This window comes from Lacimicrobium sp. SS2-24 (assembly GCF_002201535.1).
GTDB lineage: Bacteria > Pseudomonadota > Gammaproteobacteria > Enterobacterales > Alteromonadaceae > Lacimicrobium.
Window position 1 is genome coordinate 62,134 of the sequence record NZ_NIWW01000011.1, and the last position, 18,687, is coordinate 80,820.

Sequence of the window (18,687 nt, forward strand, 5' to 3'; positions counted from 1 at the left end):
TTCAAACACGCATCATAGCCCTTTTACGATATGCTCTGGCGCTCAATTAAATTAATCATGAACACTCCTTGTACATCCTCTGAAGCGTTTATCTCAGGCTCTACTGGTGGCCTTCCCAGAGCTCTGGTGATGACCCTGGCAGCGCTGCTGATGTTGTCCGGGTGCAGTTTCTTTGCCTCATCACCACCGCGTCTGAAAGTTGAACTGAGGTATGATGGCAATCCCGTTCCCTGTGGTACTGCTCTGGGAATGGGAGGCGGCGGCTGGTATCTGGAGCACTCCAAATTTTACCTCAGTGATTTTCAGGATCAGCATGGCCAGTCCCTCAAGCTGGAAAACAGCAAGTGGCAGACTGATGACATAGTGCTCATTTCCATTGAGCAAAAAGACTGTTGGCGAGGCGGGGAAATGCCCGGCAATCATCAGATTCGCTTCAGCAAAGAGGTGGATCTTAAGGGCGTTGAACAGCTGAGTTTTGTGCTGGGAGTGCCCCTTAATAATGCCAGCCAGAATCCACTAACACAGCCTTCGCCGTTGAACCTGTCGAGCATGTTCTGGACCGTGCATTCAGGGCATAAGTTTGCGCGCATTGAACTGAGTTCGGTTTCAGATACCTGGGCCTTTCACCTTGGCGGTGTGGATTGTGCCGACAGCCAGAGTGATGCAATGCCTTGCTACAAAGCGGATTTACTTGAGTTTGAGCTGAAGCGACCAGGTGGTTCGGCGTCCACGCTGGTGTTTCATATCGACCGTCTGCTTGAAGGTATCGAACTGAATCAGGACAACAGCTGTACCTTTAAGCCGGGTGAATCACAAAGTTGCGCCATGGTGCTGAAGAACCTGCAACGCTCGGTCATTGAGTGGATATAAAGCACAGACTTGCGCCCGCAGGCCCCAGATTCAGGGCGAATCTGTTGGTATAACCACAAAACTCTGGTATCTTTCTGTTTACAATAACAATTAGCCGCACAGGCGCCTGTTGCTACGGGGATGATTATGACCGAGAAGCCTTTCCTGCTAAGTGGTAGAAATACCATTATTCACAAATTGCGTAAGTTTGACCTGCTGGTGCTCAATGGCGATGATATGCCGGCCGTACTGGTAACCTATAAAGGTATCAAGGAATACGAAGGTAAACTGCCTGAGAATAAGCGTGAAGCCAAGATGATGGATATGGAGCTGATTGATGTCACCTTGGGCGATTTTTTCGGTGAAGAGAAAATCCTGCTGTTTATTCAGACCCTGAACGGCAAAGAATATAAGATTGACTACAGCAAAGCCGATAGCAAGTACTTCATTACCTTGCACCAGGGCAGCATCATCTGATTTTAACGCCCCCTGCGATGAGCTGGTACCGTGTCTCCACTGTGCCAGCCTTCAGCTTGCCCCTCGCCCAGTGCTGTTCACCAAAAAGTTTTTAACCCACCTCGCTTACCGTTTATCACATTCTTCCCGACACTCATCACAGTGACATATTCTGGTCATCCGCTTTGCCTATAATGGTTCTCGTTGGCGTAGTGAACCAACATACAATACATAGACAATTTTAAATATGTGTATTGTTTCCCTGAATACGGGGCCGTTGAGGCCCCTTTTTCTTATCCGTTTTCCGCCTGGCACAGGGGCGGCGAGTATGCCAACGGCCATGCGTGCGACTGCTGACCTTCTTCAGACTAAAAGACTAGATTCCCTGATAGATGATGTCTTTTTTCAGCGGTGCCAGCGCGGCGAGAATGCGGTTTTCCTGCTCGTAAGTCAGGCCAATCAGGCGCATGGCCTGTTGCACATGCTCCACCAGTCGATAGAACTCTGCGGCCGTCACATCGCGCTCCTGATGAGCCTCCTGCATTGATTTTCCGGTGTACTCACAGGGGCCGCCAATCAGTGCACAGGTTTGTTCGGTAAGCATTTCACGCAGGTGCGACTTAGGTACACCCTCAAAGTGTGGGCCGAGCACAGGATCGTTATAAATCCGGTTTATGGCCAGTCCAAACACTTTGGACAGCGTCGCTGAGCCGCCTATTTCGCTGTACAGGTCCTGTTTGGGTTGGGTGGCACAGCCGCTCAACAGGGCGAAAAAAGTCAGGATAACGATTAAAAAGGATTTCATAAATTCACCGTGGCAGAGAGATAAAGGCCGCTGGCCTTATCATCAAAGGGAAGATTGCCTAAATCCACATAGGCAGCGGTCAGTGACCAGTGTTTATTGGGGAAGTAGGCGATGAAAAAATCGGTTACGGTTTTTTCTTCCGCCAGGCCTCCCAGACGATTGGTCTGGGTGCGCCATTCTATACCCACGGCAGTGGAAGGCGAGGGCAGGATTGCCAGTGACCCTTCCCATTCCAGCGCATAGCTGTCATCGGTTGCCGACTCAAATCCGAGCAGGCCAAAGGTATTGGCTTTTGTCATGCGCGCGGTCACGTTCGCCAGCAGGTTGTTTCCCCAGGCCGCCCCTAACCAGAGTTTGCTGGCCGCCAGGTAAAAATCCGTGCCTGAGTCCTGTGTGGCGCCGAGCAGCATAGGAACGCCGGTCTGAGGTAAGGGAACGCTGCCATCAGACAAAGGCAGTGAGGTATCAAAGTCGCGGTTCTTCTTGTACTGGGCACCCATCGATACCTGCGGCCAGGGACTGTTCTGTGCAAATATGGCATCGCCGAAGAGTTTGACTTTTAGCCCGATGATGTCCTGTTCAATGTCGGTTCCCGGTGCCGTTGACACCGCCCCTTGGGTAAGCAAGTTAAAGACATTGCTGGTGATGCCGGAACCCACTTTAAGGTTCTGACGTTGTACTGACAGCTCCACCCGATCATAGATGCCGATGGCCGCACCGAAGGTACGTAACTGATATTCGCCAAGATCCAGTTGCTGCAGTGCTGCGGTACCGTGAATTTCTTCCTCAGAGCCATAACCTGCAATCATGGCCCATGGCGTGATACCGCCTCCGGCGGTGCCTTCGAAGCTGGTAATGCCTCCGGTCGCCACTAGTGAACTGCCCGTTGCGCCGGCCAGCGGGCTCAGGCCGCTCAGACATATCAGCAAAAAGAGTTTTCTTATCATAATGTTACTTGTGAATAGAAGGTGCTCACAGTATGGCGAGGTTTATTCTGAGATTCCAGCCTTTAACCCTCTGTAAAGGGCCGGAAAATGACGGGATTTGTCTGCCTGAGATTGGTAAAAGCGGTAATTCTTGCTAACAATAGAGGGTGTGGCCGCAAAGCAAAGGTGATACCAAGCGGACTCAACAACAACCTGATTCTGCCGATAAGGCAGAGGTAACATCACTTTAATAACGGGCCGTGCAAAAAATATGTATTCAGTTTTGATCTGTGATGATTCCCTGGTTGCGCGCAAACAGGTCGCAAAATGCCTTCCCGAAGAGTGGGAAGTGGCGGTTCATTTCGCCAAACACGGCCAGGAAGCCATCACCGCGTTACGAGAAGGCAAAGGGCAGTTGCTGTTGCTGGACCTGAACATGCCGGTGATGGATGGTTATCAGGTGCTGGAGGCCATTCAGGAGCAAAAGCTGCCCACCAAAGTGATCGTTATATCCGGTGACATACAGCCCGAGGCCCATCAGCGGGTGAAACGTCTTGGCGCACTGGAATTTATTGAAAAGCCCGTGAAACCAGCGGCCCTTGAAACGCTGTTGCAACAGCATCGTATTCTTGAGTCCGATGGGGAAGAAGATAAGCCGGAGCTGGCCAACCTGGACCCTGAGATACGGGATATCTACCAGGAAATCACCAATATCGCCATGGGGCAGGCCGGAGATCACCTGGCCAGAATCCTCAATGTATTCGTTAAGTTACCTATTCCCAATGTGAACCTGATTGAAGCATCTGAGTTGCATATGATGTTGCAGGATATTGAAGACAAAGACACCGTGTCCGGCATCTGCCAGGGGTTTGTGGGGCCGGGAATTTGTGGTGAGGCCTTGTTTATTCTCAGTGATTCAAGTTTTAACGATGTGGCCAAGATCCTCAATATCTCAGAGGAAGTGGATGATCAGATGCAGCTGGAGCTTTTGATGGATGCCGCCAATATACTGATTGGCACCTGCCTAAACGGCCTGGCCAGTCAGCTGGATATGCACTTTAGCCAGGGCCATCCCGAAGTGCTGGGCCAGCACCGCAATATTACCGAGCTGATAAATATCAACAAAACCCGTTGGCGTCGCACGCTGGCCATTGAACTCAGTTATGGCCTTGAAGGCTATCAGGTACATTGTGACCTGGTGCTGCTGGTTACCGAAGAGTCCATGGAGACCATGAACAATAAACTCTCTCATTTGCTGGAGGATTGAGCATGACCGATGAAGCACTGAATGATTTAACAGAGTTTCACTGGATGATGGACATGCTGCAAACCGTCGATGTGGGGCTGGTGGTGTTGAATCGTGAATTCCAGATTAATCTCTGGAACGGCTTTATGGAGAGTCACTCTGGGTTATTGCCCAGTCAGGTGCGGGGAAAGTCTTTGTTCACGCTGTTTCCTGAGGTCAATGAAAGCTGGTTTCGCAATAAGGCCAGGCCGGTTTTTGAGCTGAAGAACCGGGCCTTTATTATCTGGGAACAACGCCCTTACTTGCTAAAATTCCCGAATTACCGGCCCATCACCGGTACGGAAGACTTTATGTACCAGAATATCACCCTGTCGCCATTGATCAGCACCACTGGCAAGGTGGACAACATCTGTATGATGATTTACGACGTCACGGACGTGGCTGTGGGTAAAAAAGTCCTGGAATCGGCTCAGGTTACCTTAAGTGAACTTAACGAAAAGGTGGCTGAACGAAAACGTCTGGCCTAGCCAGCGGTACCGGGGCGGCTGCGAGCCCAATGAGAGGGATGCAATGCAACCTGTTTTTTCCCGTACTGGTCTGGCAGGCCTTTGCCTTGTCCCCTCGCAGTAGCACAATACTCACACAGCGATTCCATGCACAATGACAGAAGTTAAGTTCTCGTTGGCGTATTTCAGATAAAGACGTATTTGCAGAAGGTATGATGTTGAAAAAGTTGTTTTGGTTACTGATGTTATCACTGGCGCTACCGGCCCAGGCTGCCTTTATGTGCGAGGCTGACCTGCAATACGGGTTGATCGTCAATGACCGTCATATCCGCGTGATCGAAGATACGCGCACCCTGTACCAGATTAACGATACCGAGCAACTGATTGTGCGGGGTGACTGGATCAAGCTCGATGCAGTTGCCACCTCGCATTTGCAGGAGCTCGCTCAGGGCTTGCGTTATGCCGTACCTAAAGTGATTCTGCTGGCCAGCGAAGGTGTGGATTTAGCCATCGGTACCATTGATCATGTGTATGTGGGGCTGGTGGGCAGTGAGCATGACAGTTACCAGCGTTTGCAGGATGCGCTGTGGAAAGTCCGCACTAAGGTGAAAACCAAGTTTATCCGGGCGGGCAACAGTTATTACATTGGTCCGCGCAGCCTGGAAAATGTGGATGAACTGATGGATCCGGAGCTTGAAGAGGAAATTGAACTGGCGCTGGGCACCTCAGTGGGCGGGATTCTTACGGCCATCGGTGGGCTTGCTTCTGAGGGCGACACCAGTCTTGAACGTAAGATGGAGGACTTGTCTACACGCCTTGAAACCATGGGCGCAGAAATTGAGCGGCGGATTGCGCCCCAGGCCGATACCCTGCGCAAAAAAGCCGAGTGGTTCTGCAATGAAATCAAACGCCTGGATGCCATAGAAGAAAGCCTGCGTGAGCGTGTTCCCGAACTTAAGGCCTATGATCTGATTGTGACCGGTAAGTCTTAAGGAAACCGAAACGCTGCCGTTATTCATAGTTGCATGATTTACATCATGTTTTAATTATGTGGTGTTGAGGTAAACTGGTCAGCCTATGCACCCTGTCAGACCGGCTGGAGAGACTATGTTCAGGGAACTTTATCTGTTTGTTGAAAAAACCTTTTTTTCGACCCTTACGCGCAAAATAATCGGTAATGTGACCTTTTTGTTCCTGTTTCAGGTCGTCACCCTTTGGCTGGCGTTTTCAGGTGGCGCTTCCACCGCGGCGCTGACGACGCTTACTGTTGTCAGTGTGCTGGCGTTTTTGTTTACGTTGTTTTATCTCACCTATCTGATTGTGCGCCCGGTAAAGGCAATGGTTGCCAACCTTGAAGAGGTGAATCATCGTCAGGGGGATCTGACGGGGCGTTTGCCGGCCTTTACCTATGATGAATTTCGCCAGTTGTCCGAAGGTTACAATACCTTTGTGAGCAATTTGTCGGCGTTACTCAAAGACATCAGTGCGCATGCGCGTGAAGCCAGTGAAAAGAATCAGGCGGTACTGGCCAGAGTGAACAATACCTCTGCTAATGCGGCGAACCAGGACAGTATTAGTGATGAAATTTTCGCCTCCAGTCAGCAGGTAAATGCAGAGATCCAGGCCATTGTCAGCAAGAGCGATGAGGTGGCCCATTCCACCGATGAAAACTTACATGCCGCAACCGCATCAACTCAGCAGTTGTCCTCCTTGTCCAAAGATATAGGTAATATTGACGAATTGCTCAGGGCATTCGATAACACCGTCGGCGGGCTTAAGGAAAACGCCTCCAGTATTCGCGATATTCTGAAAATGGTGCAGGACTTTTCTGACCAGACCAACCTGCTGGCATTGAACGCTGCCATTGAGGCGGCCCGGGCAGGGGAAGCCGGAAGAGGCTTTGCCGTGGTGGCCGATGAGGTGCGCACCCTGTCGGTTAAGGTCAATGAGGCTACCGGCCAGATTTCCAGTTTTATCAATCAAATGGAAACCCTGGTTCAGGACACACAACAAGAATCAGCAAGACTGACAGAAATGGCCGGTAAGGCTCAGCAGGATATCTCTGCCACCAGTGAGCGTTTCGATGCCATGGTGCAGCAGCTTAAGGCTGACAATCAGCGTTTGCTGTCAATCGGTGAGTCCGTACATGCTCTGAAACATACTTATGATCAGGCACATGCATCGGTGGCCCGAATTTCTGATCTCGGCGGTGAGATCCGCACCGACATGCAACAGGTTGAAGCAGAGATCCAGGAACTGACGGTCGAAACGCAAACCACGCAGAAACAATTACAGCGTTTCTTATAGTCGCGGCTTCAATTTTGTTGTGCCAGGTTATTCAGAATATAGGGCCTGAGCAGTGACAGTGGCACGGCCCCCTGACCCAGCAAATGGCGATGAAACTCGGCCAGTGAAAAATCTTCGCCCTGTCTTTCGGCAATTTCTTCCCGCAGATTGAGTAAATCCAGCATGCCGGTCATATAGGCCGTTGCCTGGCCCGGATATACCGAATATCGGGCGATGCTGCCACGGTTACCAACTGCTTCTAAGGAAAACGCTTCGGCCTGCGCATAAGTCCAGCCCTTGGCGTGAATGCCTGTATCCAGCACCAGCCTGGCGGCGCGCATGGCCTCAAACTCCAGTCGACCGATGTCTGCGTAAATATCCTGCTCATACCAGCCGACGTCTTTGGCCAGGCGTTCGGCATACAGCCCCCAACCCTCTACGAAAGAGATGAAGTGGGTTTGCTGGCGAAATGTCGGCAGGCTCAGTTCTTTGGCCAGAGCAATTTGTAAATGGTGGCCCGGCACCCCTTCATGATAGGCGAGCGTTGGCATCGTGTAGTAAGGGCGGGCCTGATCTGCTTTGGCGTAAAATGCACCGGGGCGGGTTCCGTCATCGGAGCCACTGACATAGTAGCCGCCGGTGGCGCCGCCAATCACGACCAGCTGCTGTTGAGGGATGTGTTCAAAGTAGCCGGGCAGTTCGTTGTAAGCCTGCGCTATGAGTGCTTCAAAGGTAGGTACCACCTGAGCTGCAGAGACGGTACCGCCGTCTGTAGCAACACGATTGAGTTTTTGCCCGATGGATTCAGCCGAGGGGTACCCCAGCTGGTCAAACAGCGCGTTCATTTGTGCATGAATACGCGCCAGTTCTTGCAACCCAAGCTGATGAATGTCCTCAGCACTGCGCTGACTGTCAGTGTAGTGTGACAGCACAAAATCATAGAAGGCCTGACCCTCGGGGTATTGAGAAAAACCAATGGCATCCGGTGCCTGAGTCAACAGCTGGGTCATCTGAGTGGCCAGTTGCTGATACGCAGGCTGAATTATCTGCTCAACGATGGCGCTGGCCTCCGTTAAGAGTTGTTGTCGCTGGTCGTTACTGAGGCCAGAGATCTGACTGAGTTTGTCTAAAAACGTTTGATAATAAGGGGTGCTAACCGCTGTCTGTTGGGCCAGGGCATTGACCTGATTCAGCGAAAATTGCAGGGTGACTTTGGGCTCGATGATCCCAGCCTGTTGCCGGGTTTCAAGTAGATCGCCTATCTGGCGCATACGCCTGCCCACCTGCCTGGCAAGTGTCAGATACTGTTGTGCCTGTTCCTCACTGGTAACCGGCAGAAGTTCAGTGAAGAAAAAGGCCGTACTGCCCGGCCAGCCAAAATTGCCGTAGGTTGCCGGATACGAATACAGGTGAAACTCTGCCCAGCTCAGTTGTTGTTGCAGATAATAGCGGTAGATATCTACAGAAAGGCTTTGTTGGGGGTCTGTCGTGCTTTCGTATTGTGCCAGCTTCTCCAGAATGAGGTTTTGTATCGCGGCGGTCTGAAGCAGGTAAGCGTCGGAGATATTGGTTAAGGTGGCGTCATCGGCCATCTCGCCCTCGCTGAGAGCCAGCTCAGGATTGCGCGCCTGCAGGATGGCATAAGATTGCTCAAAGAATTCCGCCACTGGCAGTCCCTGCAGTAGCCCCTCGATATCACTCAGCAGCGCCTGGGTGTCGGCCAGCTCATAATCATCCACATCAGAGATGACCAGAGGGGGCGGTGTCTGGACCGGGGCTGGCGTGTTGTCTGACCCAGAACCACCGCAACTAATGAGCAGCCCCAGGCAGAGTATCAGCAGATAATAAGAAGGTTTCATCTCTCTACCTTTTGGTAACAGGTCTTAGTGTGACAATAGTGCGCCTGTTAATAGACAGGATCCAAATCCAGGGGATGAAATGCGTTATCGGTGTGATAAGCGGGGAATGGCCGCGATAATGCCCTGAGAGGGCAGTATCGGAGTTATACCAGTTTTTCCAGCAGACTATTGAGGTAGCGTTTGCCCAGCGCAGTAAGCTGCCAGCTCTGTGCGGTTTCGTGAAGGAGTCCGGCATCGATGGCGGTGGTGAGTTTATCCTGAGCGTCAAACTGATGCAGCGCTAACCCTGTAAACGCTTCGTAATCCTTTTTCGGGCAGGGTTCGAGTAATCGCAGCCGGTTCATAAAAAACTCAAACGGGCGGTCTTGTGGGGCAACCTTTTGCTGCTCATACAAATAGGCTCGGCTGAGATCCATATAGCCTTTGGGGTGTTTGACTTTGACCGTGCGCACAATATCACCCGTATGGCTGTCGGTGATTTTGCCATGGGCACCGCAACCGATTCCCAGGTAGTCACCGAAGCGCCAGTAATTGAGGTTATGCTGGCATTGGTGATCAGCCTGACTGTAGGCGGATATTTCATACTGCTGATAACCAGCGGCCTCCAGTAAGCCGTGACCCTGCTGCTGAATATCCCACAAGATATCATCATCGGGCAGTACCGGCGGTTTTGAGGCAAACAGGGTATTGGGCTCAATGGTCAACTGATACCAGGACAGGTGCGGTGGCAGCTGTGCAATCGCTTGGCGTAAGTCTGACAGCGCATCTTCTACAGACTGCCCGGGCAGACCATGCATCAGATCCAGGTTAAAGCTGTTGAGCCCTGCAGAATGGGCATAACCCGCGGCATGACGGGCTTGATCCGTATCGTGTATGCGCCCCAGTGCGGTGAGCTTGTCCTGTTGAAAACTTTGCACACCAATGGAAATACGATTAATGCCCGCCTGGCGAAAGGCCCTGAATTTCTCACTTTCCACCGTGCCCGGATTGGCTTCCAGAGTGATTTCTGCATCCGGTGTCAGGTTGACGCGCTCGCGCACACCGTTGAGAATCCGCTCGATGCCTGCGGCACTAAACAGACTCGGAGTGCCCCCACCGAAAAAGATAGAGTGAACGGGCCGGGTGCCGACCCGCTTCGCATCCTCGGCTAAATCATCCAGCAGATGACTGATGTATTCGGACTCCGGCAGAGCCTGTTGCTGGCCGTGGGAGTTGAAATCACAATAGGGGCACTTCTGAACGCACCAGGGGATATGGATGTACAGGGTTAGTGGCGGAGTGTGCAGCATCGCGTCAGCCAAGTTCGGCTTCCAGCAGTGGCATCAGCTGAGCCAGCGCCTGTGCACGATGACTCAAGCGGTTTTTAATCTGCGGCGCAAGGGCCGCCGCGGTGCATTGTTGTTCAGCCACCCAGAAGACCGGGTCATAACCAAAGCCACCATCACCGTCAGGCTGCTCTGTTATCTCTCCCTGCCACTGTCCCTGGGCAATGATAGGGGTAGGGTCGTTGGCATGACGCATCCACACCAGCACACAGATAAAACGTGCTTTGCGGTCAGGCTGCCCTTGCATGGCGTGCACTAACTTATTTACATTGTCGGCATCGCTGGCCTGCTCCCCGGCATAACGGGAGGAATAAATCCCCGGTGCACCGCCCAACGCTTCAACGGCCAGCCCGGAATCATCGGCAATGGCGGGTAAACCGGTAATTTTTGCCGCATGGCGGGCTTTGATAATGGCATTCTCTACAAAGGTGGTGCCGGTTTCAGCCGCCTCGGGCACCGAAAATTCACTTTGTACGCGAAGATCTACCTCAAGGGGTGCCAGCAGGCTGCTCAGTTCTTTGACTTTACCCGCGTTTCCCGTTGCCATGACCCATTTCTGCATCTGTTTGCCTTGCTGGTTGATGTTGGCCGGCATTTTACGTTGTTTGCGTCCCGGCGTCATTGTGCATCCTCCGGTTTTGGCGCGAGCCACGTCACTGAAACCGGATGACGATAACAGCGCCAATCCTTCAAACTGCCGTTGCGTAAACTTTTTAGCCGGGTAAACTCTTCGTAACGCTATCCCTTTCAGTGACTTAAAGGAACTAACATGAAAGCCTGCCGATTATTTTTACTGCTATTACTACCGGGTTTGGGTCTCGCATCAGAGACCGATTTATTGTTATCAGAGGCACAAAATGGGCAGCCCATTGAACGGGTGCTGCCCAAATACCCTATATCTGAAGCCAAGGCCGGCAAGGAAGGCTGGGTCAGAGTGGATTTTGTAGTGGATGAGCAGGGACAGGTTACCGATGCGGTGGTACTGGATTCGTCGGGCGTCGATGGATTTGAACGTGAGGCCTTACGCGCCGTCAGACGCTGGCAATATGAGCCGGCTCTGGTTGATGGTGAAGCGGTGCAACAGTGTTATAAGGTGCAACTGGATTTTGCCCTGGATCGTCAAGCTCAGGGTGTTACCCGCCGTTTCGCAGCCACTGTGCGTGCCATCCAGCAGCGGCTTGAAGATCAGCAGCTGGATGAAGCAAAAGCGCAGCTTGATGCACTCAGAGCGCGACCGCAGTGGAACCTGACGGAAGATGGCTGGTATTGGATGATTGAAGCACTGTATCAGGAGGCCGTGGGAAATGTGCAGGAGCAGGTCCGCAGTCTTAAGCGTGTCACCGGTATTACTACCCGGCGCTTGCCGGATGAGCAATTGCGCTATGTATTGCAAAAGCTGTTTGTATTGCAGACCTCACAAAGCCAGTTTGCCGAAGCGCTGGATAGCTATGAAAAGCTACAACAGGTTCCGGGCAGTGATGAGGTAGTGGCAATGCTTGCCCCTTATGTTGACCAGATCCATACGGCGGTAAAAAGTGAGCAACCGTTGCTGGTCGAGGCGCGAGTCAATGAGCGCCGCTACTGGCAGCATCACCTCAGTCGCTCTGGGTTTGAGCTGGTACAGATCAGTGGGCAGCTGGAGACCCTTGATTTGCGCTGTGAACGGCAGCTGAAAACCTATAAGGCGGTCAGTGGCGTGGCGTGGCATATTCCGGCCAGTTGGGGGGAGTGCAGAGTGATGGTCAAAGGCGAGCCCGGCAGTGTTTTTCAGCTGCTTGAAGTGCCGCCAGTCGCAGGCGCTGAACAGGCTGCGGTACTGTAAACGCCGCGTGCGGCTGATGGGTAACATCACCGAGAGACACGCAGAACCGTGCAGATCCCATAGAAAAACGGGACAAGTCATTCCCACTCAGGTTTGAATCCAACCACACAGTCATTCCCGCGCAGGCGGGAATCCAGTGCCTTTTGTGAAGACATGACTGTCGGCGTAAGGTCACTGGATGCCCGACAACCACATTCGGGCATGACCAGGGTCGGCTCTTTTTCAAATTCAGACACAGAGTCATTCCCGCGAAGGCGGGGATCCAGTGCCTTTTGTGGGTACCTGACTGTCAGCTTCAGGTCACTGGATGCCCGACAACCACGTTCGGGCATGACCAGGGTAGGCTCTTTTTAAAGTTCAGACACGCAGTCATTCCGGCGAAGGCGGGGATCCAGTGCCTTTTGTGAAGACATGACTGTCGGCGTAAGGTCACTGGATGCCCGACAACCACATTCGGGCATGACCAGGGTCGGCTCTTTTTCAAATTCAGACACAAAGTCATTCCCGCGAAGGCGGGAATCCAGTGCCTTTTGTGGGTACCGACTGTCAGCTTCAGGTCACTGGATGCCCGACAACCACGTTCGGGCATGACCAAGGCGGGCTCTTTTTAAAATTCAGACACACAGTCATTCCCGCGCAGGCGGGGATCCAGTGCCATTTGTGGGGGCCTGACTGTGAGCTTAAGGTCACTGGATGCCCGACAACCACATTCGGGCATGACCAGGGTAGGCTCTTTTTAAAATTCAGACACAGAGTCATTCCCGCGAAGGCGGTGATCCAGTGCCATTTGTGGGGGCCTGACTGTCGGCTTCAGGTCACTGGATGCCCGACAACCACATTCGGGCATGACCAAGGTGGGCTCTTTGTGCGCCGATGTTATAACGCGATACCCGCAGTCATTCCCGCGAAGGCGGGAATCCAGTGTCATTTGTGGGGAGCTGACTGTTAGCTTAAGGTCACTGGATGCCCGACAACCACATTCGGGCATGACCAAGGAGGGCGCTTTGTGCGTTGATGTTATAAGGCGATACACGCACGGTCATTCCCTGCTGTAATACCGCGATGCCCCGTCTTTATTTGCCTTTGTTTTTACGTACTTTTTTGCCTTTGGCGGCGGCTTTTTTGGCCTTGCTGCCGGATTTCACTTTCTTTTTCTTTGCCGGTACAGCGGGCTTTTTATTTTTCGGTCTCAGCCCCTCAATCACTCTGGCCTTGAGGACCTGATCGGTGTAGCGCTCAATCTTCGGCACCATGGCATAGTCATGGGCTTCCACCAGTGAGATGGCAGTACCTTTTTTACCGGCGCGCCCGGTACGCCCGATACGGTGCACATACACATCGGCGGTACGTGGCATGTCATAGTTAATTACGTGGCTGATGTCGGCTACATCAATACCACGGGCCGCCACATCGGTGGCCAGCAGGATATTCACATCGCCACTGCGAAAACGTCCCATGGCCAGATTACGCTTGTCCTGTGGCATATCACCCTGGAGGTAGCAGCAATCGAGCTGTTCGGAATCGAGTTTGGCTTTGAGCTCCATCAGACGGTCGCGGGTTTTTACAAATACAATGGCACGTTGAATGTCGTGACGCAGCAAGTGGATTAATAAGGCGAATTTGTGTCCGGCGTCGTCGGCAAAGTGCATCCATTGCAGAATTTTGGCATGCTCACGCCGGGATGGGGTGGCGGAGACTTCTACCGGATCCTTAAGAATGTCATGGGCAAAACGGGCGATGCCGGTTCCCTCGAGCGTGGCGGAAAACAAAAAGCTTTGTTTGCGCCATCTGGCTTCGGCGGCAATCTGATTGACGATGGCACTGAAGCCCATATCAAGCATGCGATCGGCTTCGTCGAGAATAAGGATCTCGATTTCGCGGCAATCGAAAGATTCTTTTTCAATATGCTCAAACAGCCTTCCCGGCGTCGCCACCAGAATATCCGGTGTTTCCTCAAGGGTCTCTCTGTCGGTGCCATAGTTAATGCCACCGGTGATCACACCGCATTTGAGGGAGGTAAACTGACACAGCGCGATCGCCTGTTGATGTACTTGCAGAGCAAGTTCACGGGTGGGCGCGAGGATCAGTACTCTGACACCACCGGGATGACGGCGCGGATAATCGAGCAAAAACTGAGCGGCCGGCAGTAAAAAGGCAGCGGTCTTTCCGGTTCCGGTGGGGGCACAGGCGAGAATGTCTTTGGCATCCATTGCCGCCGGAATCACCAGTTGCTGAATACTGGTGGGGCGGGTAAACCCCATTTCCTTACAGGCACTGACCAGCGCATCATCCAAATCCAATTCATCAAACATCGTTATCCCGCCTTTCTCCAAATTCTGGCCGCGATTATAAAGGATGAACAAGCGAATCCCTAACCTTAAAGTCATCCGTTTTCTGCCATCAACTTTCAGGGGCAGTCCAGCCAGAAGCAGAGCGAATCATGGGTTGTAAGCCGGCGGTTCATTGCACTCGGATTTCGCTTGGCGATATCCGGGCGACCTGAGGCTATGCCCCCACTAACATCGCCAGCGCAGAGAAGATTAACAACAGACAAATTCCGACTTTAAACTGACGTTCATCAACGCGGTGGTGCAGCCAGTCACCCATTTTGACTGCCAGATACAGAATGGGTAAGCAACCAAGGATGGTCAGCGCAACGGGTTGTACTCTTCCCTGAATCAGCATCACCACCGAATACACACTGTTGAGTACAAACCAGACACTCACCAATGTCGCCCTGAAGGTGGTTTTGTCCAACTGCCGACTGCTGATGCCGTAGACCAGCAAGGGACCTCCTGAGCCATGCAGGCCCTGAGCGATACCCGCACAAAACATCCAGATACCCTGCCACCAGTTAGAGCGGGCCTTGATGTGTTGACGACGATAGAGTTTGTGCAATTCGCGACTGGCGAACCACAAAACCAATAGCGCAAAGCCGGTTTTCAGGTACGTGGGTGGCAGACTGTCGAGCAGCCAGATTCCGGCGCCCATACCCACCACCATCAGCGGCAGAATAAGGATGGTCAGTAACGGCCAGTCAACCTGCCTTCTGAGTTGCCAGGCCATGCCGCCAGTCATAAAAATGTTCAGCGGCACCAGTATGGGTAGCAGTGCCGGAATACTGAACATCAGACTGCCCAGTGACACGGCGATGACCATACTCCCAAAACCGGTGACAGCCTGAGCCGTGAAACCCAGCCACACAGCAAAACCTAACCACAGATATTCCATCAGTAAAACACCTTAATCCGCGTCGTTAAGGGCAGCAATGGCGGCGATCCTGGCTTGCTCCAGTTTATCGCGGATCGCTTTACCCTGATGGCCGTCGGCGATGATTTGTTGCACATCCACGGCCGCAGCAGCGGACAGCGCCCGGCGGAAAAACGCGGCCTGTGGGTAGGGGGTCTGTTCAAACCCGGTTCGGCCCCTGGCATCGGCAGTGCAGGCAAGCAGCAGTTCCTCAAAGCGCTGCGGTTTGCGCCAGGCATCACAGCGATTCAGTACCTTGAGCACCGTGGCGGGCTTGAGTTGCAGTGCCTTGTGCACATGGGTATGAAACTCTCCCACCAGCAGCGCCAAATCACGGCATTCGTTGGGGACTTTGAGTCTGTCGCTGAAGGCCTTGATGGCCTTAAGGCCGGACTTTTCATGACCACGATGGGAAGGCCAGTGTTGTGGGGGAGTTAATCCCTTACCCAAATCATGGACCAGGGCCGCATAGCGAACCGGCAGAGTGGCGTTAAGCCGGGCCGATTGTTCCAGCACCATCATGGTGTGGACGCCGGTATCAATCTCAGGGTGCCATCTGGCCGGATTGGGGACGCCCCATAACGCCTCGAGTTCCGCAAACCAGTCTTGCATGGCATGGGCACGGCGCAATACCGTAAAAAATACCTGTGGATGTGGCTCCATCAGGGCTCGGCTGGTTTCCTTCCAGACCCGTTCCGGTGACAGTGCTGCCAGCTCACCGGATTCACTGATACTGCGCATCAAAGACAGCGTTTGCGGGGCAATATCAAAACCGTATTGGTGATAACGTGCAGCGAAGCGGGCTACCCTGAGCACCCGCAGGGGATCTTCTACGAAGGCATCTGATACATGGCGCAGCAGCCTGGCTTCGAGATCCTGCTGTCCCTTGTAGGGGTCGATAATGGTGCCGTCTGCATCCTGAGCCATGGCGTTGATGGTGAGATCCCGGCGCTGCAAATCCTCTTCCAGGGTCACATCGGCTCCGGCCTCACAGACAAAACCGGTGTAGCCTTGTCCCGCTTTGCGTTCCGTTCGCGCCAACGCGTATTCCTCGCCGGTTTTGGGATGTAAGAATACCGGAAAGTCTTTACCCACCTGGCGAAAGCCACGATCGAGCATATCTTTGACGGTTGCTCCCACGACCACATAGTCCCGCTCCACCACCGGATGATGAAGCAGGGTATCTCTGACTGCGCCGCCGACCAGGTAAACTTGCATAGTCGCTCTGTTAAGGTAAACGTGGCGCACAGTATGCCAAATTATCGGAAACCTTGCTTTGACTTGATCGGGGCAAATCGTTAATTTAGCTGACGACTTTTACCCGGTGTCACAGGTTTTATGTATCTGAATTACTTTGGTCTGGCTGATAATCCGTTTTCCATCGCGCCAAACCCGGATTATTTATATCTCAGTCCCCGCCACAAAGAGGCACTCGCCCATCTGACCTTCGGACTCAGAGAGAGCGGAGGCTTTGTGATGCTCACCGGCGAAGTGGGCACCGGCAAGACCACCGTATCACGCAAGCTCATGCAGCAATTACCCGACAACACGCAGGTGGCGATGATTCTTAATCCCACCCTGTCGGCACTGGAGTTGCTGGAAACCCTGTGTGATGAGCTGGGTATCGACTATCAGAGTAACCAGGCCAGTCTGAAACACTATACGGACCTTATCTTAAAGCACCTTGCTGACAACCATCGGCGAGGTATCAATACCATTTTAATTATTGATGAAGCACAACATCTTATGCCCGAAGTGCTGGAACAGTTGCGATTACTCACTAACCTTGAAACAAACAGAGAAAAACTGCTTAAGGTGGTATTAATCGGCCAGCCCGAACTGCAACAGCTGCTTAAACGCAATGAGTTGCGCCAACTGGCTCAGCGCATCACGGCTCGCTACCATTTGCTGCCGTTAAATGCTGATGAAGTCAAAGAGTATGTGGCGCATCGTCTGCAGGTGGCCGGCGGTGACAAATCCCTGTTTAAGGGCTCCGCACTAGGGGCTATTTATCAAATCACTGGTGGCATTCCAAGGGTTATTAACTTGCTCTGTGACAGGGCCCTGACACTGGCCTTTACCAAGCAGCAATTGAGTGTGCATCGCTACCTTTTTATGGTGGCGGCAGGTCAGATTCTTGGCGAGGATGTGGTCAGACAACGTCAGGGTAAACAGTGGACACTGATACTCGCCGCATTGCTGATGATCGGGGCGTTGTTCGGGTATCTGGCAGGAGCCTGGTATGGATAAGCGTCTGCCCATCGATGCACTCAAAGCGGGCATGGTGATTGTGCAGGTTACTGCACAAAATGGCCCCGTGAGGATCCGTAAATCCGGTCTGGTAAGTAGCGCCGCCATGGTTCAGGGGCTCAAAGAAATGGGCGTGCTGGAAGTGGAAATTGACCCGGCTCAGACCGTTGAACTGGAGACCGATCCGCCGCCAGGATCCAGCGCCTCGCCCACAAAAGCACTGTTGATGCAGGACAGCAGCCGCAATCAGGTGGACAGTCAGCTCTCTGATCAGTTTCACCGTAGCCTGTTTTTGCCCTCGGTACAGTCTCTTCCTGATAGCTGGCGTTACTATTCGCGCAAGGTGGCGCTGGCTTTGCTGGTCTTTGTGGGTGGCCTGGGGCTGGGCTGGAATATGGCCCACTATGCTGTCTGGCTGGAATTATTTACCCCTAGTCAGGCATCCGCGCCCAGCCACATGACCGCGATGCAACCGCAAGCTGTAACGCCGGGAACCACTGACCAACAGCTCAGCCCAGCGACGGTCAATCAGGGGCAGCAGACTCCTGTCGAGCAAGACACAGTGCGCGGGTCTGATCACCAGTCTGAGTCCGATTCAACGCCGGAAAATGGCGCTGACCTCTCAGGCGAGGGTGAGGTGGTGAGGGCAGAAGATCTGAGCCCGGCGGCAGCGGATATTTCTGCGGAGCTGCTGGATAAGTTTCGTGATGCGGTGTCCTCACTGGAGAACACCGATGTTAAGGCGTCTCAGCCACAGACCCCGCCGCCACAGGAAGTGATCCGGGTTGATCAGCTGCCTGCCTGGGTGCTGGCGGAGCTGCCGTCGCTGTCTTTTTCGGCGCATATGTATGCATCCAATCCTGAAGATCGTTGGGTGAGAGTCAATGGTCAGGAGCTTAAGGAAGGGCAATGGCTGAATGAGCATCTTCGTATTGTCGGCATTGAATCTCAGCATGTCATTCTGGCCTACAAAGGGCAGGAGTTCAGCATGGGTGCTTTGACTGACTGGTAATAAGAGCCATCAACCACCACAAACACTAAAGCACGAAAAGAAAACACAATACGGGTACTGTCCGGGTGCCCGTCGTCGTCCGTTCTCAGCTAGCCG

General features: G+C 53.0%; 19 protein-coding genes. 9 read left to right on the forward strand and 10 right to left on the reverse strand.

Going from position 1 to position 18,687, the window contains the following annotated elements:
- The first annotated feature begins 57 nt into the window (after positions 1-57).
- Both CCY32_RS15955 and CCY32_RS15960 read left to right on the forward strand, forming a co-directional pair.
- Positions 58-870 (forward strand): MbnP family protein, encoded by an 813-nt coding sequence (locus tag CCY32_RS15955; RefSeq protein ID WP_168171555.1) that lies wholly within the window; start codon positions 58-60, stop codon positions 868-870.
- Between the two features lie 126 nt (positions 871-996).
- Positions 997-1,326, forward strand: coding sequence for a hypothetical protein (locus tag CCY32_RS15960; RefSeq protein ID WP_088332553.1), 330 nt, complete (start codon positions 997-999; stop codon positions 1,324-1,326).
- A 355-nt stretch (positions 1,327-1,681) separates the two neighbouring features.
- Here the strand turns inward: CCY32_RS15960 and CCY32_RS15965 are convergent, their stop codons facing one another.
- Together CCY32_RS15965 and CCY32_RS15970 are read right to left on the reverse strand one after the other, a co-directional pair.
- Complete coding sequence (locus CCY32_RS15965) at positions 1,682-2,110, reverse strand: group 1 truncated hemoglobin (protein ID WP_088332490.1); 429 nt, start codon at positions 2,108-2,110, stop codon at positions 1,682-1,684.
- Positions 2,107-3,057: a DUF3034 family protein gene (locus CCY32_RS15970; protein WP_088332492.1), complete on the reverse strand. Its 951-nt coding sequence runs from the start codon at positions 3,055-3,057 to the stop codon at positions 2,107-2,109. Before CCY32_RS15970 ends, CCY32_RS15965 begins: the two co-directional genes overlap by 4 nt.
- 250 nt (positions 3,058-3,307) lie before the next feature.
- Between CCY32_RS15970 and CCY32_RS15975 the strand changes: the two genes are divergently transcribed.
- The 4 genes from CCY32_RS15975 to CCY32_RS15990 all read left to right on the forward strand — a co-directional run bounded on the left by CCY32_RS15975 (position 3,308) and on the right by CCY32_RS15990 (position 7,095).
- Complete coding sequence (locus CCY32_RS15975; protein ID WP_088332494.1) at positions 3,308-4,303, forward strand: response regulator; 996 nt, start codon at positions 3,308-3,310, stop codon at positions 4,301-4,303.
- 2 nt (positions 4,304-4,305) lie between these two features.
- Positions 4,306-4,809, forward strand: a complete 504-nt coding sequence (locus tag CCY32_RS15980; RefSeq protein WP_088332496.1) for a PAS domain-containing protein — start codon at positions 4,306-4,308, stop codon at positions 4,807-4,809.
- Positions 4,810-5,000: 191 nt separating this feature from the next.
- Positions 5,001-5,780 (forward strand): DUF2884 family protein, encoded by a 780-nt coding sequence (locus tag CCY32_RS15985; protein WP_246840652.1) that lies wholly within the window; start codon positions 5,001-5,003, stop codon positions 5,778-5,780.
- 115 nt (positions 5,781-5,895) lie between these two features.
- Complete coding sequence (locus CCY32_RS15990) at positions 5,896-7,095, forward strand: methyl-accepting chemotaxis protein (RefSeq protein WP_168171556.1); 1,200 nt, start codon at positions 5,896-5,898, stop codon at positions 7,093-7,095.
- 8 nt (positions 7,096-7,103) lie between these two features.
- On the opposite strand, the gene CCY32_RS15995 is transcribed toward CCY32_RS15990, so the two are convergent.
- From CCY32_RS15995 to rdgB, 3 genes are all read right to left on the reverse strand, one after another.
- A complete protein-coding gene (locus tag CCY32_RS15995; protein ID WP_088332502.1) occupies positions 7,104-8,933 on the reverse strand; it encodes a DUF885 domain-containing protein in 1,830 nt (609 codons plus the stop codon).
- Between the two features lie 143 nt (positions 8,934-9,076).
- Positions 9,077-10,222, reverse strand: a complete 1,146-nt coding sequence (hemW, locus tag CCY32_RS16000; protein ID WP_088332555.1) for a radical SAM family heme chaperone HemW — start codon at positions 10,220-10,222, stop codon at positions 9,077-9,079.
- A gap of 4 nt (positions 10,223-10,226) precedes the next feature.
- Positions 10,227-10,820, reverse strand: a complete 594-nt coding sequence (gene rdgB / locus CCY32_RS16005) for an RdgB/HAM1 family non-canonical purine NTP pyrophosphatase (protein ID WP_088332557.1) — start codon at positions 10,818-10,820, stop codon at positions 10,227-10,229.
- Positions 10,821-11,027: 207 nt separating this feature from the next.
- On the opposite strand from rdgB, the gene CCY32_RS16010 reads away from it, so the two are divergent.
- Positions 11,028-12,080 carry an energy transducer TonB gene (locus tag CCY32_RS16010; protein ID WP_088332504.1) on the forward strand — a complete coding sequence of 351 codons (1,053 nt, stop codon included), beginning with the start codon at positions 11,028-11,030 and terminating at the stop codon, positions 12,078-12,080.
- A 77-nt stretch (positions 12,081-12,157) separates the two neighbouring features.
- Here the strand turns inward: CCY32_RS16010 and CCY32_RS16015 are convergent, their stop codons facing one another.
- The 5 genes from CCY32_RS16015 to CCY32_RS16030 form a co-directional block, all read right to left on the reverse strand.
- A complete protein-coding gene (locus tag CCY32_RS16015; protein ID WP_088332506.1) occupies positions 12,158-12,412 on the reverse strand; it encodes a hypothetical protein in 255 nt (84 codons plus the stop codon).
- 18 nt (positions 12,413-12,430) lie between these two features.
- Positions 12,431-12,574 carry a hypothetical protein gene (locus CCY32_RS17255; RefSeq protein ID WP_168171557.1) on the reverse strand — a complete coding sequence of 48 codons (144 nt, stop codon included), beginning with the start codon at positions 12,572-12,574 and terminating at the stop codon, positions 12,431-12,433.
- 579 nt (positions 12,575-13,153) lie between these two features.
- Positions 13,154-14,392 carry an ATP-dependent RNA helicase SrmB gene (gene srmB, locus CCY32_RS16020; protein WP_088332508.1) on the reverse strand — a complete coding sequence of 413 codons (1,239 nt, stop codon included), beginning with the start codon at positions 14,390-14,392 and terminating at the stop codon, positions 13,154-13,156.
- 193 nt (positions 14,393-14,585) lie between these two features.
- The gene (locus CCY32_RS16025; protein ID WP_088332509.1) at positions 14,586-15,311 is read right to left on the reverse strand and encodes a sulfite exporter TauE/SafE family protein; all 726 of its coding nucleotides are present in this window, start codon (positions 15,309-15,311) and stop codon (positions 14,586-14,588) included.
- A gap of 12 nt (positions 15,312-15,323) precedes the next feature.
- Positions 15,324-16,547, reverse strand: coding sequence for a multifunctional CCA addition/repair protein (locus CCY32_RS16030; RefSeq protein WP_088332511.1), 1,224 nt, complete (start codon positions 16,545-16,547; stop codon positions 15,324-15,326).
- A 120-nt stretch (positions 16,548-16,667) separates the two neighbouring features.
- Here CCY32_RS16030 and CCY32_RS16035 point away from each other — a divergent pair, with 120 nt between their 5' ends.
- Together CCY32_RS16035 and CCY32_RS16040 are read left to right on the forward strand one after the other, a co-directional pair.
- Positions 16,668-17,579, forward strand: coding sequence for an AAA family ATPase (locus tag CCY32_RS16035; RefSeq protein WP_088332513.1), 912 nt, complete (start codon positions 16,668-16,670; stop codon positions 17,577-17,579).
- Complete coding sequence (locus tag CCY32_RS16040) at positions 17,572-18,591, forward strand: general secretion pathway protein GspB (protein WP_088332515.1); 1,020 nt, start codon at positions 17,572-17,574, stop codon at positions 18,589-18,591. Before CCY32_RS16035 ends, CCY32_RS16040 begins: the two co-directional genes overlap by 8 nt.
- Positions 18,592-18,687 lie beyond the last annotated feature (96 nt).